Origin of the sequence: Ilumatobacter coccineus YM16-304 (assembly GCF_000348785.1) — a bacterium.
Classification (GTDB): domain Bacteria; phylum Actinomycetota; class Acidimicrobiia; order Acidimicrobiales; family Ilumatobacteraceae; genus Ilumatobacter_A; species Ilumatobacter_A coccineus.
The window spans coordinates 4493153-4509086 of record NC_020520.1; the positions used below are offsets into that span (position 1 = coordinate 4493153).

Consider the following 15934-nt stretch of genomic DNA (forward strand, 5'->3'; position numbering starts at 1 on the left):
CCGACCATGACGCAGGGACACACCATCACCACGCACGCCGAAGACGTTCACGTCGAGGTTCGCCTCGACGGTGAGGTGGTCGCCAGTGCTCAGCGGCCCGTCCTGCTCGAAGAGACCGGCCTCCCGACGACGTACTACATCCCGAAGTCCGATCTCGTCGTCGAGGCCCGCCCCATCGAACTGAGCACGCACTGCCCGTTCAAGGGCGACGCCTCGTACTGGACCATCGACGCCGGCGGTCGCACCCACGACGCCATCGCCTGGAGCTACGAACAGCCCAAAGAAGGTGCCGAAGAGATCGCCGGACACGTCGCCTTCTTCGCCAACCGAGCCGAGATCCTGGTCGACGGCTCCCCCGCCTGAATCGCTCGCAGCTCGAATCGGTCGAGCCCTCGAACGCTGCTTCGATCTCGGCACGCTGGTCGGCCGACCGCGTGACAAGCGCCTCTGACGTGCGCTCACCCCGCCCGCACCGAGGTCGCAGCGACCCGACGTCGCGACGATCCGGCGGCACGACGACCCGACGTCGCGACGATCCGGCGTCACGACGACCCGGCTGTGCTGCGACCTTGCGACGCGAGGACGCGAAGGATCACCGAGGACGAACGATCGCCGAGGACGCGAGATCGCCGAGCCGTCGTCGCGGCGACCCTGAGGTCGGCGCGACGGGAGCTGGATCTCTCACGGCGTCGGACGCGGGTGCAGAATCGAACCATGAGCTACGAAATCCACATCGGTGACTCCGTGGAATGGGACTGGGGCAACGGCACGGCGAGCGGGAAGGTGACCGAGCGCTTCACTTCGAAAGTGAGCCGAACGCTCGACGGAACCGAGGTCACCCGCAACGCGACCGACGACGAGCCGGCGTACCTGGTCGAACAGGAGGACGGCAGCGAGGTCCTCAAGTCGGCATCCGAGTTGCGCTCGGCGTGAGCCGCTCGAGGCCACGCGGTGAGCGTCTCCCTGTCGGCGATGTCGGGGGAGCACTGATTCCGTGAGCACGGCGACGGTCGAACCGGAACGCGTTCGGACCCTGAACGATGCCGACGTCGACGCCGACGGGCGATACGTCGTGTACTGGATGCAGGCCGCGCAGCGGGCGGAGCAGAACCCGGCGCTCGAACATGCGATCCAACGCGCCAACGCGCACGATGTTCCCATCGTGGTCTGTGCGATCGTCATCCCCGACTACCCGGATGCCTCGCACCGACAGTTCGCATTCATGCCGACTGCGCCTCGAGTCGGTCGGTCGTGGCCAGTTGCGCTTCGACGGAGGCGATGGCCAGTGCATCGACGACAGGGCGGCGAGGCCTGGCGGGGCGTGACGGGGCGCGACGACGGACCAGCGTTCACTCGCTGGCGTTCAGGCAGACGGCTGCTCCCTTTCGCACGGACACCACTGCATGCGTCGTCGTCGGCGAGACACGACGGTCGAGGCCACTGCCTCACGGGCAGCAGCCGGTGAATGGTTCACGTCGGTGGACGTCGATGTTCGGGCGACGTGCGCCAGGAGGTCCCGGCAGCACTACGTCGTCGGCGATCGGGTCGTCGGTCTCGACGGGAGATCTGTTGCCGAACCTGTCGGCGCGGATGGCTGGGCGATGCCCGGTGGCTCGACGTCAGACCGTGACGAGTTCCGGAGCCGGGCGTGGGCGATCGGCGGCCGGGCCGATGTGGTGGACCGTGCCATCGGGGCGGGTCCACGTGGCGGATCGTTCAGGCGTCATCGCCAGTCCCCAGCCTCCCTCGTGAACGAGGTGATGGTGCCGCTCGCACAGCGGCACGAGATTGGAGAGATCGGTCGGCCCGTGTTGCGTCGCCCAGTGGACGACGTGATGGATCCGGCAGGCATCGAACCCGACCGTGCAATCGGGATGCGCACAGCTGCGGTGCAGCACGCGCAGCGCCCGCCGCTGCTCACGCGTCGCCGTGCGCTTCGACCGGCCCTCGTCGAGCACTCGCCCGCCACCGTCGAGCACCACCGGCAACACCTCGGCGTCACAGCACAGCCGGCGAACGGTCGACACCGGAAGCGGCACACCGTTCTCGGTTTCGCAGATCGCACCGATCGAGGCCGCCCCACGCACGAGCGTGTCGTGGTCGACGACGACGGTGATCTCGGGAACACGATCGACCGCGACACGCTCGACCGGGCCACGATCGGCCGAGTCGCTACGAGCACCAACGACATCCCCGGTGACGGCGGCGACGAACGCATCGACCTGCATCTGCTGCCACGGGACCTCGGCCGACTGCACGGCTGTTCGGATCCGGGCGAGCGCCCGGTTCATCGCGGCGTTCAACTTCGCATCGCGGATCGGGTCGAGTTCGACGCGGGTGTTGTGCATGCCGGTCGCCTTGTCGACCCAGCGCGTGACCTTGGAAGCGGCACGCTGCGCCTTGAGCTCCTCGGCATCGCTGAGCCCGCGACGTGACTGGGCGAGCAGATGCTTGGCCAGCTCACGGCACTCCCGCCCGAACTGCTCCAACGACACCTGCTGGGCGCGTTCCAGGAGATCGTCGGAATGAGCGAGATACTCCGCCCGCACCTCGTCAGGCAGACCCCGTCCGGCAGCGCTGATCGCGTCGAGATGCTTCGCCGTCAGGTCACCGGTCGCCAGCGCGTCTTCGAGGTGAGGTTGGTCGTCGCACAACTCGTCACGGGTGGTCACGTCACGGGCGTCGCGACCGCTGTGACCGGCCGAGTTGACGAGCGCCGACTCGGGCGCCTCGGAACGCCCCTGTTCAGTGAGCCGGCGGAGCTGGCGCGCTGCTCGCAACTCGATCGAGTCGAGCCACGCCCGAACCCGTTTGGTTGCGTCGAGCAACTCGAGCGTCTCGTCGCGAGACATCGAGTCGGGGTCGGCGGCACCGAGAGCGGACCACGCCGCTCGAGTGCTCTCGGGAATCATGGGTTGTCTCCGATCTGTGGGTGAACGAGATCGGGGGAGTCGGTACTGCCCATCAAAGCAGAGGGGTGTATCACAGTTGTCGGGAACGGCCGGTCGACGCTCGACTCCCTGGACACGAGGGCGACAGGTCACCGAGACGCGACATCTCGCGAAGCGATCCGGGCCGTCCGCCCACCGAACACACCGACCAAGCCGAACACACCGACCAAGCCGACCAGACCGTCCAGACCGTCCAGACTGACCAGGCCGACCAGCCGACCAGATCCACCGGCCCGACCAAGCCGACCAGACCCACCAGACCGACCGGCCGACCGGCCGACCAAGCCGACCTGCCCGTTCAGACTGTCCAGACCGTCCAGAGCGCCCAGACCGTCCAGGCTGACCAGGCCGTCGAGCCGGGCACGCCGCAGACGGCGCGATCACCAGCGCAGCCCGTCGCCGACACCTCACGCCGCGACAGACACGCCAGCACCCCACCCCGGAGAGCGGCAACGAGCCCGACCCGGGCCGGTCAGGCGTCGAAGTGGAGCGTCGACGTCAGGTCTCGCGGTCAATCGTCGACGTCAGGTCTCGCGTCCGAGCACCGCGAACAGGCGTCGAAGTGGAGCGTCGACGTCAGGTCTCGCGGTCAATCGTCGACGTCACCCCCGCGTCCGAGCACCGCGATCAGGCGTCTGGGTAGGCGCCCACGTGGTCGCGCACGCGCTCTTGCAGGTGTCGCGCCCGCACCTCTTGATAGTTGCCCAGCGTCTGCCCGCGCTTGTTGCTCGACCGGAAACCCCGAGTCTGCGCGGCCATGTTCGCAGTGTCCTGGTCGTACACGCGTCCCAGGCCGCCGAGCCCTTCGGCGATCGTGTAGCTGTCGTCGATGTCGAGTTCGATCACCTCGGGTGGCATCGGTGCCGGACCGTCGACCGGTCGCGGCCGCATCATCAGCAGGTCGAAGTAGCTGTGATCGATCGAGTCAGGGTCGGGCCGGAATCGGTAGACCATCGGCAACTGCAGGCCGGGGAACAGGAACGTGTTGGGGAAGACGAAGTACTCGATCGAGTCGAGCGTCATCGCCTGGCTCAACCCGGAGTAGTCAAGTCCGTGCGCCTTGCTCATCTGCTCCTGCACCATCCGCGCGTGCCGGTCGCGCGCCCGCTCGCCCTCGTCGAGGGTGACCGGATCGGCGCCGCGCCGCACGACGAGTCGGTCCATCAACTCCTGTTCGGTGCGCGGCGGGTTGCGCAGCGGGCTGTTGAGCCCGGTGGTGTGGATGAAGCGAGACACGTTGGGTTCGAACACGTCGTACGCCGTGGTGACCTCGTCGCCGAGTTGGCCGGACGCGTGCGTCTCGCGCACGTGGTACGCCTCGAGAAACGCCTCGGCCGCGGCCTTCCAGTTGCACGGCAGGCGCTTGCGCACGTGCGTGTCGATGTAGCGATCTTCGAGCCCCCAGTCGGCCCAGTGCTCGGGCAGCACGCCGAGGTAGTCGTGCAGCGGCTCGGCCTGCGGGTCGAAGTTGACCCAGACGAATCCACCCCACGCGTCGACCGACAACTCGGGCAGGCGATGCGTCTCCTCGCCGACGTGCGGGAAGTCCCACTTCGCCGGGATCTCCTTGATGTCGCCGTCGAGCTCCCACGTCCACCCGTGGAACGGGCACCGGAGCGTGTTGCTGAACCCGCACGACCCCGGCGGCTTGAGCTGCGTGCCGCGGTGCATGCACGCGTTGTAGAAGGCACGGATCTGGAGGTCGTCGCCCCGCACGATCAGTGCGGAGTGCGGCCCGACGTCGTACACGTAGTAGTCGCCCGCTTCGGGGATGTGGTCGACGTGACACGCCCATTGCCAGGTGCGCGCCCACATCTTCTCGTACTCGGCCTCGGCGTACGACTCCGATGTGTAGACGGTCCAGGGGATGTCGTCGTCACCGCGGAACTCGTACGACTCCTCGAGGAGCGGTGCGGGCGGCGGGGCCGGATCGGCGCGCAGTTGGTCGTAGAGCGACGGCCCGATCTCTCGCGCCGCGCCGGGTGCGCTGCTGTCGTTGTGCTCGGTGACGGTCATGACGGCTCCAGTCGCTGCGAGGTGACCACCGCGAGGTCGGCGGCTGCGCCGACGACTCGGAAGTGATTCACCGATGACATGTCGAAAAGTAATCGACCGATTACAACCTGTCAATTATGATGAGTCGATGGCAGCGGGCGACACGGGAGAGCAACCCTCCCGCTCCGAGCACTCCACTCGCACCGACCACACCACTCGCACCGAACGCCCACCGCACGGCCACGAGCCGCCCGCACGATCGTCGACGGCCACGCGCTCCGACCTCGGTCGGCCCCGAACGTCGCAGCGCACTCCCGACGAGACCCGCGGCCGCCTGATCAGCGCCGCGATCGACGTGTTCCTCGACGTCGGCTACCAGCGCGCCTCCATCAAGGAGATCGCCACCCGCGCCGGCGTCACGAGCGGCACGATCTACCGACACTTCGACAACAAGGCCCACCTGTTGAGCGTCGCGATCGACACCGCGCTCTCGACGATGCGCACCCGACGCAACGATCCCGGCACCTCGCCGTGGTCACCGATCCGCGACGTGGTCGCCGACTACACCAACCCACAACTCGGGCCGCTGCGCGGGATCGCCGTGTTGATGCACGACGCGGCCGTCCACGACGACGAGACCCGCGAGCAACTGGTCGACCTGCAGTCGACCGCACACGCGCAGCTCACCGAACAGATCGGCGCCGCGATCGAGCGTGACGACCTGCCCGACGATCTCGACCCGGCACACGCGGCGAGCCTGCTCGTCGTGGTCGCCATGGGGCTGTCGCACCTCGAAGTGCTGCAGCCCGGCCTCATCGGCGACACCGCGTTCGCCGAATACGTCGAAGCCGCGATCGTGGCCGGCATCTCGTCGCCCCGACTCCGCGACCGCTCCCCCGAGTCCGAGACCACGAACAAGACCGAGGCCGAGACCGAGTCCGGGACCGAGGTCGGGTCCGAGACCGAGGCCGACACCGGGACCTGAACCGAACCCGAGCGGCCCCGAGCCGAGACCGACGGGCCCGACCACGACGACCACGACGACACGCCCGAACGCGACCACTGACGAGCGACGTCGCCCGGCCATCAGCCGCCGACACCGCGGTGTTACCGTCGTCACATGCCGACCGAATCGCTCGCACCGACCGACGCGCTGCCCTGGCACCTTCGGAACAACTGGGCGCCCGTGCTCGACGAGCGCACCGATCTCGACCTCCGTGTCGAGGGCGTGATCCCACCCGAGCTGCAGGGCACCTACGTCCGCACCGGCCCGAACCCAGCGTCGGGCGAATCCGACCACTGGTTCTTCGGCGACGGCATGTTGCACGGCGTCCGCCTCGCGAACGGCAAGGCCGAGTGGTATCGCAACCGTTTCATCCAGACGCCCAACATCACCGACCCGCTCGACGATCCGATGGGCGGCTTCGGCGACCTCACGCGCGGCACGGGCAACACACACGTCATGGCGCACAACAAGCAGCTGCTGTGCCTGGAGGAAGGGCACTGGCCGTGGATGGTCGACGGCGAACTCAACACGCTCGGCTACCAGAACTACGGCGGCGCGCTCACCTGCTCGATGACCGCGCACCCCAAGATCTGCCCCGTCACCGGTGAACTGCTCGCGTTCAGCTACACCAGCCCCGAGCCGCCATACCTCAACTACATCCGGATCAGCGCCGACGGCCAACTGCTGCAACTCGAGGGCATCGACATTCCGAACATGGTGATGATGCACGACTTCAACGTCACGCAACACCACGTGGTCTTCATGGACCTGCCGGTGTGCCTCAACCTCGGTGCGCTCGAGTCCGGCGTGCCGTTCCAGTTCGACCGCGACGCGGGCGCCCGCCTCGGGGTGATGCCCCGCAACGGCACCAACGCCGACGTGCGCTGGTTCGAGATCGACCCGTGCTACGTGTTCCACCCCGTCAACGCACACGAAGACGGCAACAAGATCGTGCTCCACGTCTCGCGCCAGCGCGAGGCATTCGGCGCGAGCAACGACGACTACACCGAGGTCGGCCGCCTGTGGAAGTGGACGATCGATCTCGACGCCGGCGTGGTGACCGAAGAACAGGTCGACGACCGCCCCGGCGACTTCGGTCGAGTCAACGACCGGATGGTCGGGCTCGACGCGCAGTACGGCTACGTCATGGCAATGGCCGGTGAAGGCAACGCCGAGGAGCCGGTCTACGGGTCGGCGCTGTGGAAGTACGACCTGCGCAGCGGCGCGTGCGTCGAGCATCACCTCGGCACCGGCGTACGCGGCGCGGAGCCGGTGTTCGCTCCCGCCGACGGGAATGGCGGCGAAGCTGGTGACGAAGACGCCGGCTGGGTCATCAGCCTCGTCCACGACACGAACTCCGACGAGTCCCGACTCGTGATCATCGACGCGCAGGACTTCTCCGCCGCACCGGTCGCCACCGTCCATCTCCCCCGGCGCATTCCGTACGGCGCACACGGCAGCTGGGTGCCCGACACCGCCCTGAGCTGACCGCTTGTTTCCCTTGGACCCGGTCCGAAGGAAACAAGCGGTCGCTCGTAGAGTCGACGGGATGACAGCCAGATGGCGCCGTTCCGCTCCCGGCCGGTACATCGACCTGGAGTGGCGCAACGGCGACATCTACCTCGAAGACGGGCCCGACGACTGGCCGCGGCGCGGCCACGAAGGCGTCGGCGGAACCTTCTCGCTGCACGAGATCCGCCGTCGCGGCGAAGAATGGTTCGAGGGGTACGACGGCCTCTACGACGACCTGCTCGACGACCTCGCTCCGCAACTCCAAGCGATCGAGACGCGCCACGGCGTCGTCGTCACGCTGAGCAACGATCTGGTGCCGCTCCCGACTCCCTGCCGCTTCGCGTTCGCTGGCTCCAAGGTCTACGTGTACCCGAGCACCGCCGAACCGATCGAGCACCTGACAGCCGCACCCGACGCGAGCCTGCTGATCACCGCACCCGACGCCGGGCCTGCTGGCGCCCACAGGTTCGCGTGGGCGCGCATCCAGGGCGCGGCGTCGGTGGTCGACGACCCCGAATGGGAACTCGACCGAGTGGCCGAACTGCTGGCCGAGAAGTACGGCGACGACGCATCGACAGTTGTCCCGACCATCCGCATCGACATCGCCGAATGGACGACCCACGTCCCGGATGTTTCCCCCTGACCAGGTCTGAGAGAAACAAGCGCTTGTTTCCCTTGGACCGGGTCTGAGGGAAACAAGCCAACTGCGAGCGACGCCCGCGCTCACATTCGGTACTGTTCGTCGGAGACAGAGGGGAGCCCGATGAACGTCATCACCATCGAAACCGCATCGCTGGGCGACCGGTCGTACATCGTCCACGACGGCAGCGTCGCACTCGTCGTCGACCCGCAACGCGACATCGATCGCGTGCTCGCGCACGCCGCAGACGCAGGCGTCGAGATCACCCACGTCGCAGAGACGCACGTGCACAACGACTACGTCAGCGGTGGGCTGACCCTCGCTCGCGTCACCGGTGCGACCTACCTCCACGCTGCCGCCGAGCCGCTCCGGTTCGACTATCACGAGGTGGCCGACGGTGACGTCGTCGACGTCGGGTCGATGCGCGTCGAGGTTCGCCACACGCCAGGCCACACCCCGCACCATCTCTCGTACATCGTCACCACCGACGGCACGCCGCCCGCCGCGTTCACCGGCGGGTCGATGCTCTACGGCACCGTCGGCCGCACCGACCTGATCGGACCGGAGTCGACCGACGAACTCGCACACGCGCAGTACCGGTCGGTGCACGCCCTCGCCGACACGCTCCCGGACGACACCATGATCTACCCGACGCACGGGTTCGGCAGCTTCTGCGCCTCGGTGTCGAGCGACGAGGAATCCGACGGCACCCTCGGCACCGAACGACACGCCAACATCGCGCTCACCGCATCCGACGAGGACGCCTTCGTGCGCGATCTCGTCGCCGGACTCGACGCGTTCCCGAAGTACTACGCGCAGATGGGTCCGCTCAACACCGCCGGCGCCACGGCGATCGACCTGTCGCCACCGGCCGAGGTCGACCCGGTCGAACTGGCCCGCCGCATCCACCGCGGCGAGTGGGTCGTCGACCTCCGGAAGCGACGTGACTTCGCCGAGTCGCACCTCGCCGGCACGATCGGCATCGAACTCGCCGACGGCTTCTCGACCTACCTCGGCTGGCTGCTCCCCTGGGGCATGCCCGTCACGCTCCTGGCCGACACCCGCGACGAGATCACCGAAGCGCAGCAGCAGCTCGCCCGCATCGGCATCGACCGACCGACCGGCGCAGCCGACGGTGGCATCGGCTCGTGGTCACCCGACGCCGACCGGAGCTCGTTCGGCGTCGTCACGTTCGCCGACCTCCGCGACCTCGACGAGCCGACCGTGCTCGACACACGTCGCAACGGCGAGTACGCCGACAGCCACCTGCGAGGTGCAACACACATCCCGCTGCACGAACTTCTCAGTCGACTCGACGAGGTCCCCGACGGCGTGGTGTACGTCCACTGCAAGAGCGGCTACCGCGCCAGCATCGCCACCTCGCTCCTCGACCGCGCCGGACACGACGTCGTGCTGATCGACGACAGCTTCGACAACGCGACCGACTCCGGCATCGCCGTCGACTGATCGCGAGCGGCGACGAGCTCGCTGGCGGCCCGCTCCCGCTGCGGCGACCGGGATCAGCGCAGCGTCGGGTCGGCCGCTTCGCGCTCGGCGAACTGCTTGCTGGTGTCGTAGCCCGAGTCGATGTTCTCCTGCGCACGACGCAGCCAACCGCGACCGGTGTAGGTCTCGTAGCGCGGCTCCTCGCCGGCGTCGAGCAACTCGGGGATCGGTCCGATCACGGCATCGAGGTCGGGCTTGAAGAAGAACGGCGCCGACATGCGCGGCCGCTCCTCCGCCGGATTCTTCGGGGCGAGCACGCGGTGCGGCGTGGCGCGCAACTTGTCGTTGGTCCAGCGCGCCATGAGCTCGCCGATGTTGACGACGAACGTTCCCGGCACCGGCACGACGTTCCGCCAGCCCTCGCCGCGCTGATGCAACTGCAGCGAGCCCGGCCCTTCGTCCTGATAGAGGATGGTGAAGATGTCTTCGTCGGTGTGAGCGGGGAAACGGAACGGCGACGGCTCGTGGCCCGAGTCGATGTCGTTGGAGTAGTAGTTGGCCGCGAGCGTCGACGGCGAGAACTTCACGTGCGGAGCGAACCAACCGTCGGCGAGACCCAACCCGCGTTCGAAGGCGCGGAGCAGCCGGCTGGCGATGTGCTCGATGGCGGCGTAGTACTCGCGCCAGATCGCGGGGAACTCGGCAGGGCGCTCCGGCCAGATCGCGTCGTAGAACACGGCGCCGACGTCGGCGGGGTAGCCGTTGGCGATCGCGTCGGCGACGGTGTCGAACTTGAACACGTTGAACGACTGGCGCTCGCTGGTGTGGAATCCGGGGCCCGTGCCGGGGCAGGCGTAGCCCTGGAAGAGCAGGTCGTTCGGCGAGCGGAACTTCAGCTTCTCCTCGAGCGGCAGCCGGAAGAACTCTTCGGAAATCGCGAAGAAGCGCTGGATCAGGTCGGCATCGACGCCGTGGCCGGCGACCGAGACGAAGCCGACGGTCGCGCATGCGTCACACAGCGCCTTCGACAGTCCGTCGGGGTCGGTGTCGAACGTCGAGAGGTCGACGATCGGGACCTCGGCATCGGGCACGGCGTAGGGATCCGGGCGGTCGATCGCCGCATTGTTCGTCACAGCGTTGTTCGTCATCTTGTTCACCATTCAGTTTCGTCGTGTGCAGTGCTGGTGGTCGGTTGGTGGTGGTCGGTGCGTGGGTTCACGTCGTGGCGTTCGCAGGTTCGGAGTCGGGCGTGGCGAGCCCCGGCCAAGTGCCGTCGACGATCTCGCGGTAGATCTTGCGGAGCGCGATCGTCCCGCGGTCGACCTTGAGGTGCACCAGGTCGACGAGGTCGAGCTCGTAGTCGTTCGTGGTCCCTTCGAGCAGGTCCTTGTCTTCGAACGTGACGGCCCGGTCGAACGCGACGACGTCCGCGGCCGCGACGTCGTCTTCGGTGTCGTTGCGAATCGCCCACTGCACCAACCGCATCGTGCCGTCGTCGACCGGGCAGATACCGGTGACGAGGATGTGGTGCAGCCCGTTGGGATACGTGATCCCCATCACGCGCAGGAACGGCGCGACGAACCGGCTGACGGTGGTGCGCACCGTCGTCGGATCGCTGATGCGGTTCGCGCGCTGCGACACGTCGAGTTGGTTCTGCACGACGAGTTCAGTGCGCGCTTCGAGACCTTCGTCGGTCATCGTGATCTCGGGCGGGTCGATGTTGGCGTCGGCCTCGGCGCCGAACGTACGGCGGTGGACGAACGCGACGTGCGCCGGATCGAACGAGTTGTCGACCAGCCGCGGCGCCGCGACGTCCCACGTCTCGTCGAACTCGCGGATGTGTCGGTAGCCGGGGTCGGACCACTCGGGAATGTCGGGGAGACCGCCCACCGGTTCTTCGAGCGCGACCCACGCGACGCCGTACCGGACGGTGGCGTGCACCGACCGCAGCACCGCTTTGGGCGGGATGGGAACGCCGGGGTCGAGCTGCGGGATGAGTTGGGCCTTGCCGCTCTGCCCGAACTGCCACCCGTGGTACGGGCAGACGATGCAGCCGTTCTCGACCCAGCCCTTCGACAGCGCCGACGACCGGTGCGGGCACACGTCGTGCGCCGCGCCGATCTCGTCGTCCGACACCTTCCACACGACGAGGTGCTCGCCGAGCACGGTGCGTCGCAACGGTCCGTCGGCGAGGTCGTCGACGAACGCGACGGGATACCAGAACGATCGGAATGCGGGGACCTCGGTGACGAGCATGGCGGGGCTTCCTTACAGATCGTGAGTGAGGTCGGGTGACGGAGCGGACGCGCTGTCGGGGAAGTCGAACCGGGCGACTTCGCGCAACCCGTCGGCGAGCGTTCGCAGACACGCTTCGAACAGGTGCTCACCGTGCTCGGCGGTGGCGAGTGTGGCATCGCCGATCACGCCGGCCGGGCCGAAGTCGTCGGAGGTCCAGCCGAATCCGACCGTGCCGCCGAAGCGGACGTGTTCGTACTCCCCCATCCACTCGGGCACGTTGCGCACGGCTGCGTCGAGGTCGACGAGGTCGGGATGGAGGTGCAGCATCAGCGACGTCTCGTCGATGCCGCCGTGGATGCCGAAGCCGTGTTCGTCGTCGGCACCGTGGCCACCGTGATCGGGTGGAAGCACCGGATGGACGAGGAACGTCTGCAGCCCGGTCGCGCGGCGGATTTCGCGGCAGGCCACGTCGAGCAGACCGGAGTTACCGCCGTGGGAGTTGAGCAGGACGAGTTTGCGAGCGCCGAGCATGGCGACCGAGTTGCCGATCTCACGCATGGTCGACAGCATCGTGTCGGCACTGAGCCAGAGCGTGCCGGCCGACCAGGCGTGCTCGTCGGACTTGGTGACCGCGAGCGTCGGCAGCACCCAGAGGTCGAGTTCGTCGCCGAATCGTTCGGCTGCGGCGTCGGCGAACGACTGTGCGAGGAACGTGTCGGTGCCGAGTGGAAGGTGGTCGCCGTGCTGCTCGGTCGCCCCGATCGGCACGATCAGGATCGACCGCTCGGTGATGGCGGCGTCGACGACGGTGGCCGGGGTGTCGGCGAGTCGACGCGTCGCCCGACGAGATGGAGTGTGGGCGGTGGTCATGCGGAGATCAGCTCGTCCGGAACCGGGGGGAACCCGCACACAGGTGCGGATTCCCCCGTCGCCGAGAGCTCGATGTGATCGAGGCTCACCATGTTCAGTTGGGCCAGATGACCTTGCCGTCGTCGCCGTAGAGGCCTGCGACGATCGAGGCGTCGTACGGGCTCGTGTCGTCGGGGGCACCGTCGGGCCACACGCCGGCGGCGACGTACGACTCGTACTCGGCGGCGAACAGCTCGGGGTCGATCTCACCGACGTGCTGTCCCTCGGGCGTGGAGGCCAGGATCTCGGCGAGTTCGCTCTCCCAGCGGAACAGCTCTCCTTCCATCGTGAGGAAGGCGCTGTTGCCGGCGGCGTCGATGCGGACGATCGACTTCTCGACAGCGGCCACCGGGTCGGCGATCGCGTCTTCCATGCCCTTCAGCGCAGCACGCATGAAGTCCTCGACCGCGGTCGGGTGCTCGGCGGCGAAGCCCGGCGACGTGTAGAGCAGACCGAACGTGCCCGAGACGCCTTCGGCCGTCGGGTCGAAGAGGGTGTAGCCGACACCGGCTCGGTCGAGCTGACCGGGCTCGTTCGACTTGTAGACCGGCAGGGCATCGATGCCGGTGGCCAGGTGCGCCTGCGGGTCGAAGCCGTCGAGGAGCACCTCGTCGTAGTCTTCGCCGCGGGTCAGGCCGGCGTCGGCGAGCATCGCGACGAGCGACGGTGGGATGTCGCCCTTCACGCCGATCGTGGCGCCTTCGAGGTCGGCGAGGCTGGCGGCGCCACCTTCGGGCACGACCAGTCCGTTGATCGACGACTTGCCGAAGTCGGCGGTGATGAGGAATTCGGCGCCCTCACCGGAGAAGTTGAGCACCTCGGTGTAGCCACCGGCGGAACCGAACTGTGCCTGGTTGCTGCCGATGAGCGTGTAGTTGGCGGTCGAGAAGCTCGGACGGAGTTCGACGTCGAGACACATGTCGTCGAAGTAGCCCGACTCGTCGGCGACGACGACTTCGATGATCGAGGCGGCTGCCGCGAAGTCGAAGCTCGACAGGTAGGTCACCGTGCCGGCCGCTCGGTTGGCCTCACAGCGCTCGGGATCGAGCTCGGCGAGCGTCGCACCCTCGGCGGCAGGCTCCTCGGTCTCCGTCTCGGTGCCGGTCTCGGTCTCGGTCTCGGTCTCCGTTTCGGTGTCGGTCGACTCGGCGGCGTCGGTGTCGACCGGCGCCGCGGTGTCGTCGGCCGGTTCGGCGTCGTCGTCGCTGCCGCAAGCCGTGGCGACGAGGCCGAGCGCGAGGGCTGCGGCACCGAGTCGGCGGATGCGAGGACGGGCAATGGGGTTCACGGTGCTCATTGGGGATCCTTCTGGGTTGGTGGTGCTGGTGGCTGGTGGGTGGGTGGGTGGTTGGTTGGGTTGCCGGGTGCGTTGTGGAGACGGTTCGGCGGGGTGGGACTGGTGGATGGGTCTGGTGTCGACGAGGACCCGCGGCGGGTCAGGGTCGGTTCGACTGGTGCCAACGGAGGGCGACGCGTTCGACCGCAGCGATCAGTGACGTGGCGACGGCACCGATGAAGCCGAGCACGAAGATGCTCCCCCACAGCTGTTCGAGCAGCTGGATGGGTCGAGCCTGCGCGGTCTTGACGGCGTAGCCGAGCCCTTCGGTGGTGCCGGCGAAGAACTCGCCGAGCACCGCGCCGATGAGCGCGAGTCCGACGGCGATGCGAGCCGCCGAGAACAGGTGCGGCAACGACGAGGGGAAGCGCAGCTTCCAGAAGATGACCCGCTTGCGGGCGTCGACCGATCGGGCCAACTCCAGCAGGTTCGGATCGACCGAGCGGAGCCCGGCGATCGCGTTGATGAGGAACGGCACGAAGCACACCATCGAGGTGATGACCAGGATCGGCTTGAGGCCAAACCCCAACCAGACCACGACGGCGGGCGCGTAGGCGATGATCGGGGTGACCTGGATGATGACGGCCAGGGGCAGCGCCGCTCGCTCGATGAATCGCGAGTGCGCCATGATCGTCGCCGCGATCATCGCCAGCACCGCGGCGATCGAGAAGCCGAGGAACGCCTCCCAGATCGTGACCCGCGCGTTGCTGATGTAGAACGACGGGTCGCTGGCGATGTGTCGAACGATCGCCCATGGCGCGGGCAGCACGAATCGTCGCACGTCGAAGATCGCGACGAGCGCTTCCCACAGACCGAGGAAACCGACCACGCCGACGACCGGCGCGACGATGTGCAGGATGCGCTCGCGTCGGGTGCGACGGCCGTCGGCCGCGAGCAGGGCGCCCACGTCGACGGTCTCGAGCGCGGGCAGCGGTGAATCGACCGCGCCGGTGTCCGCGTCGACCACCGCCGGTTCGGCGTCGGGTCCGAGACTGGTCGTCACGAGTGATGCTCCTTCAGGTGTGTCCGCAGCACGCGTGCGTGCTCGTGGAACTCGTGGGCATCTTCCATCTCGGGCGTGCGCGGACGGGGCAGCCCGATCTCTTCGACGGCGGCGATGCGTCCCGGGCGGGCCGCCATGACGACCACCCGGTCGGACAGGATGACCGATTCGCTGATCGAGTGCGTCACGAACACGACGCTTGTACCGGTGCGTTCCCACAGTTCGAGCAGGAGGTAGCGCATGTCGGAGCGGGTGATCTCGTCGAGCGCGGCGAATGGTTCGTCCATCAGCAGCACGGGGGCGCCGAGGGCGAAGCCACGCACGAGCGAGACGCGCTGCTGCATGCCGCCCGACAGCTCGTGCGGGTACGAGTTGCGGAACTTGCTGAGCCCGACGGTGTCGATCAGGTCGTCGATCTCGTCGTCGGAGAGCGCGGAGTGCCCGACGTCGCGACGCGATTCGAGCGACGAGAGGAAGCGCACGTTCTTGTCGACGGTCGCCCACGGCACGAGTGACGACGCCTGCGGGACGAGGCCGAAGCGCTTCATCCGCCGCGCCGTGTTGGGGGTGAGTCCGCCGACGGTGACGATGCCGGCGTCGGGTTCGACCAGTCCGCCGATCACACGGAGCAAGGTCGACTTGCCGCAACCCGATGGGCCGAGCAGGCTGACGAACTCGCCGCCGCGGATGTGGAGGTCGACCGAACGCAACGCCTCCACCGCAGTTCCACGGCTCCGGAACACCTTGTGGACTCCGGAGATGGCGACCGACCGTTGGTCGGAGAGCTCATCGGGGGCGTCGGAACGACGACCGGTCGGCAGCAGTGGCATATCGGAAAGGTAATACGTCTTTGTTTCCGTCGCGTTACGCACGAGGGTCGCGTCGGTGACGACCGGTC

Annotated in this window: 14 protein-coding genes; 6 read left to right on the forward strand and 8 right to left on the reverse strand. The window is 67.9% G+C overall.

The window, feature by feature from the left end:
• The first annotated feature begins 6 nt into the window (after positions 1 to 6).
• Positions 7 to 363 carry a DUF427 domain-containing protein gene (locus tag YM304_RS19945; protein WP_041298475.1) on the forward strand — a complete coding sequence of 119 codons (357 nt, stop codon included), beginning with the start codon at positions 7 to 9 and terminating at the stop codon, positions 361 to 363.
• Positions 364 to 714: 351 nt separating this feature from the next.
• A complete protein-coding gene (locus YM304_RS19950) occupies positions 715 to 933 on the forward strand; it encodes a hypervirulence associated TUDOR domain-containing protein (RefSeq protein WP_041298476.1) in 219 nt (72 codons plus the stop codon).
• A 686-nt stretch (positions 934 to 1619) separates the two neighbouring features.
• Here YM304_RS19950 and YM304_RS19960 read toward each other — a convergent pair.
• Positions 1620 to 2912, reverse strand: a complete 1293-nt coding sequence (locus tag YM304_RS19960) for an HNH endonuclease signature motif containing protein (protein ID WP_015443542.1) — start codon at positions 2910 to 2912, stop codon at positions 1620 to 1622.
• A 666-nt stretch (positions 2913 to 3578) separates the two neighbouring features.
• Positions 3579 to 4967, reverse strand: a complete 1389-nt coding sequence (locus YM304_RS19965) for an aromatic ring-hydroxylating oxygenase subunit alpha (RefSeq protein ID WP_015443544.1) — start codon at positions 4965 to 4967, stop codon at positions 3579 to 3581.
• A 127-nt stretch (positions 4968 to 5094) separates the two neighbouring features.
• On the opposite strand from YM304_RS19965, the gene YM304_RS19970 reads away from it, so the two are divergent.
• The 4 genes from YM304_RS19970 (at position 5095) to YM304_RS19985 (ending at position 9571) form a co-directional block, all read left to right on the forward strand.
• Positions 5095 to 5931 (forward strand): TetR/AcrR family transcriptional regulator, encoded by an 837-nt coding sequence (locus YM304_RS19970; RefSeq protein WP_015443545.1) that lies wholly within the window; start codon positions 5095 to 5097, stop codon positions 5929 to 5931.
• 135 nt (positions 5932 to 6066) lie between these two features.
• A complete protein-coding gene (locus YM304_RS19975) occupies positions 6067 to 7440 on the forward strand; it encodes a carotenoid oxygenase family protein (protein ID WP_015443546.1) in 1374 nt (457 codons plus the stop codon).
• Between the two features lie 61 nt (positions 7441 to 7501).
• Positions 7502 to 8107, forward strand: coding sequence for a pyridoxamine 5'-phosphate oxidase family protein (locus tag YM304_RS19980; protein WP_015443547.1), 606 nt, complete (start codon positions 7502 to 7504; stop codon positions 8105 to 8107).
• 120 nt (positions 8108 to 8227) lie between these two features.
• A complete protein-coding gene (locus tag YM304_RS19985) occupies positions 8228 to 9571 on the forward strand; it encodes an MBL fold metallo-hydrolase (protein ID WP_015443548.1) in 1344 nt (447 codons plus the stop codon).
• 53 nt (positions 9572 to 9624) lie between these two features.
• Here the strand turns inward: YM304_RS19985 and YM304_RS19990 are convergent, their stop codons facing one another.
• The 6 genes from YM304_RS19990 to YM304_RS20015 form a co-directional block, all read right to left on the reverse strand.
• The gene (locus tag YM304_RS19990) at positions 9625 to 10698 is read right to left on the reverse strand and encodes an isopenicillin N synthase family dioxygenase (RefSeq protein WP_162142122.1); all 1074 of its coding nucleotides are present in this window, start codon (positions 10696 to 10698) and stop codon (positions 9625 to 9627) included.
• A 67-nt stretch (positions 10699 to 10765) separates the two neighbouring features.
• The gene (locus YM304_RS19995) at positions 10766 to 11806 is read right to left on the reverse strand and encodes an aromatic ring-hydroxylating dioxygenase subunit alpha (protein ID WP_015443550.1); all 1041 of its coding nucleotides are present in this window, start codon (positions 11804 to 11806) and stop codon (positions 10766 to 10768) included.
• A gap of 12 nt (positions 11807 to 11818) precedes the next feature.
• Positions 11819 to 12658, reverse strand: a complete 840-nt coding sequence (locus tag YM304_RS20000) for a creatininase family protein (protein WP_015443551.1) — start codon at positions 12656 to 12658, stop codon at positions 11819 to 11821.
• A gap of 94 nt (positions 12659 to 12752) precedes the next feature.
• On the reverse strand, positions 12753 to 13994 hold the full coding sequence (locus YM304_RS20005; RefSeq protein ID WP_041298477.1) for an ABC transporter substrate-binding protein: 1242 nt from the start codon (positions 13992 to 13994) through the stop codon (positions 12753 to 12755).
• Positions 13995 to 14133: 139 nt separating this feature from the next.
• Positions 14134 to 15036: an ABC transporter permease gene (locus tag YM304_RS20010; protein ID WP_051071521.1), complete on the reverse strand. Its 903-nt coding sequence runs from the start codon at positions 15034 to 15036 to the stop codon at positions 14134 to 14136.
• The gene (locus YM304_RS20015; protein ID WP_015443554.1) at positions 15033 to 15866 is read right to left on the reverse strand and encodes an ABC transporter ATP-binding protein; all 834 of its coding nucleotides are present in this window, start codon (positions 15864 to 15866) and stop codon (positions 15033 to 15035) included. The genes YM304_RS20010 and YM304_RS20015 overlap by 4 nt, the downstream gene beginning before the upstream one ends.
• Between the last annotated feature and the right edge of the window lie 68 nt (positions 15867 to 15934).

What these genes read in the sequence shown, in the direction of transcription:
- YM304_RS20005 (WP_041298477.1), bottom strand. Translation starts at nt 13,994, where the DNA reads ATGAGCACCGTGAACCCCATTGCCCGTCCTCGCATCCGCCGACTCGGT.
- YM304_RS19975 (WP_015443546.1), top strand. Translation starts at nt 6,067, where the DNA reads ATGCCGACCGAATCGCTCGCACCGACCGACGCGCTGCCCTGGCACCTT.
- YM304_RS20000 (WP_015443551.1), bottom strand. Translation starts at nt 12,658, where the DNA reads ATGACCACCGCCCACACTCCATCTCGTCGGGCGACGCGTCGACTCGCC.
- YM304_RS20015 (WP_015443554.1), bottom strand. Translation starts at nt 15,866, where the DNA reads ATGCCACTGCTGCCGACCGGTCGTCGTTCCGACGCCCCCGATGAGCTC.
- YM304_RS19985 (WP_015443548.1), top strand. Translation starts at nt 8,228, where the DNA reads ATGAACGTCATCACCATCGAAACCGCATCGCTGGGCGACCGGTCGTAC.
- YM304_RS19970 (WP_015443545.1), top strand. Translation starts at nt 5,095, where the DNA reads ATGGCAGCGGGCGACACGGGAGAGCAACCCTCCCGCTCCGAGCACTCC.
- YM304_RS19960 (WP_015443542.1), bottom strand. Translation starts at nt 2,912, where the DNA reads ATGATTCCCGAGAGCACTCGAGCGGCGTGGTCCGCTCTCGGTGCCGCC.
- YM304_RS19945 (WP_041298475.1), top strand. Translation starts at nt 7, where the DNA reads ATGACGCAGGGACACACCATCACCACGCACGCCGAAGACGTTCACGTC.
- YM304_RS19995 (WP_015443550.1), bottom strand. Translation starts at nt 11,806, where the DNA reads ATGCTCGTCACCGAGGTCCCCGCATTCCGATCGTTCTGGTATCCCGTC.
- YM304_RS19980 (WP_015443547.1), top strand. Translation starts at nt 7,502, where the DNA reads ATGACAGCCAGATGGCGCCGTTCCGCTCCCGGCCGGTACATCGACCTG.
- YM304_RS19990 (WP_162142122.1), bottom strand. Translation starts at nt 10,698, where the DNA reads ATGACGAACAACGCTGTGACGAACAATGCGGCGATCGACCGCCCGGAT.
- YM304_RS19965 (WP_015443544.1), bottom strand. Translation starts at nt 4,967, where the DNA reads ATGACCGTCACCGAGCACAACGACAGCAGCGCACCCGGCGCGGCGCGA.
- YM304_RS19950 (WP_041298476.1), top strand. Translation starts at nt 715, where the DNA reads ATGAGCTACGAAATCCACATCGGTGACTCCGTGGAATGGGACTGGGGC.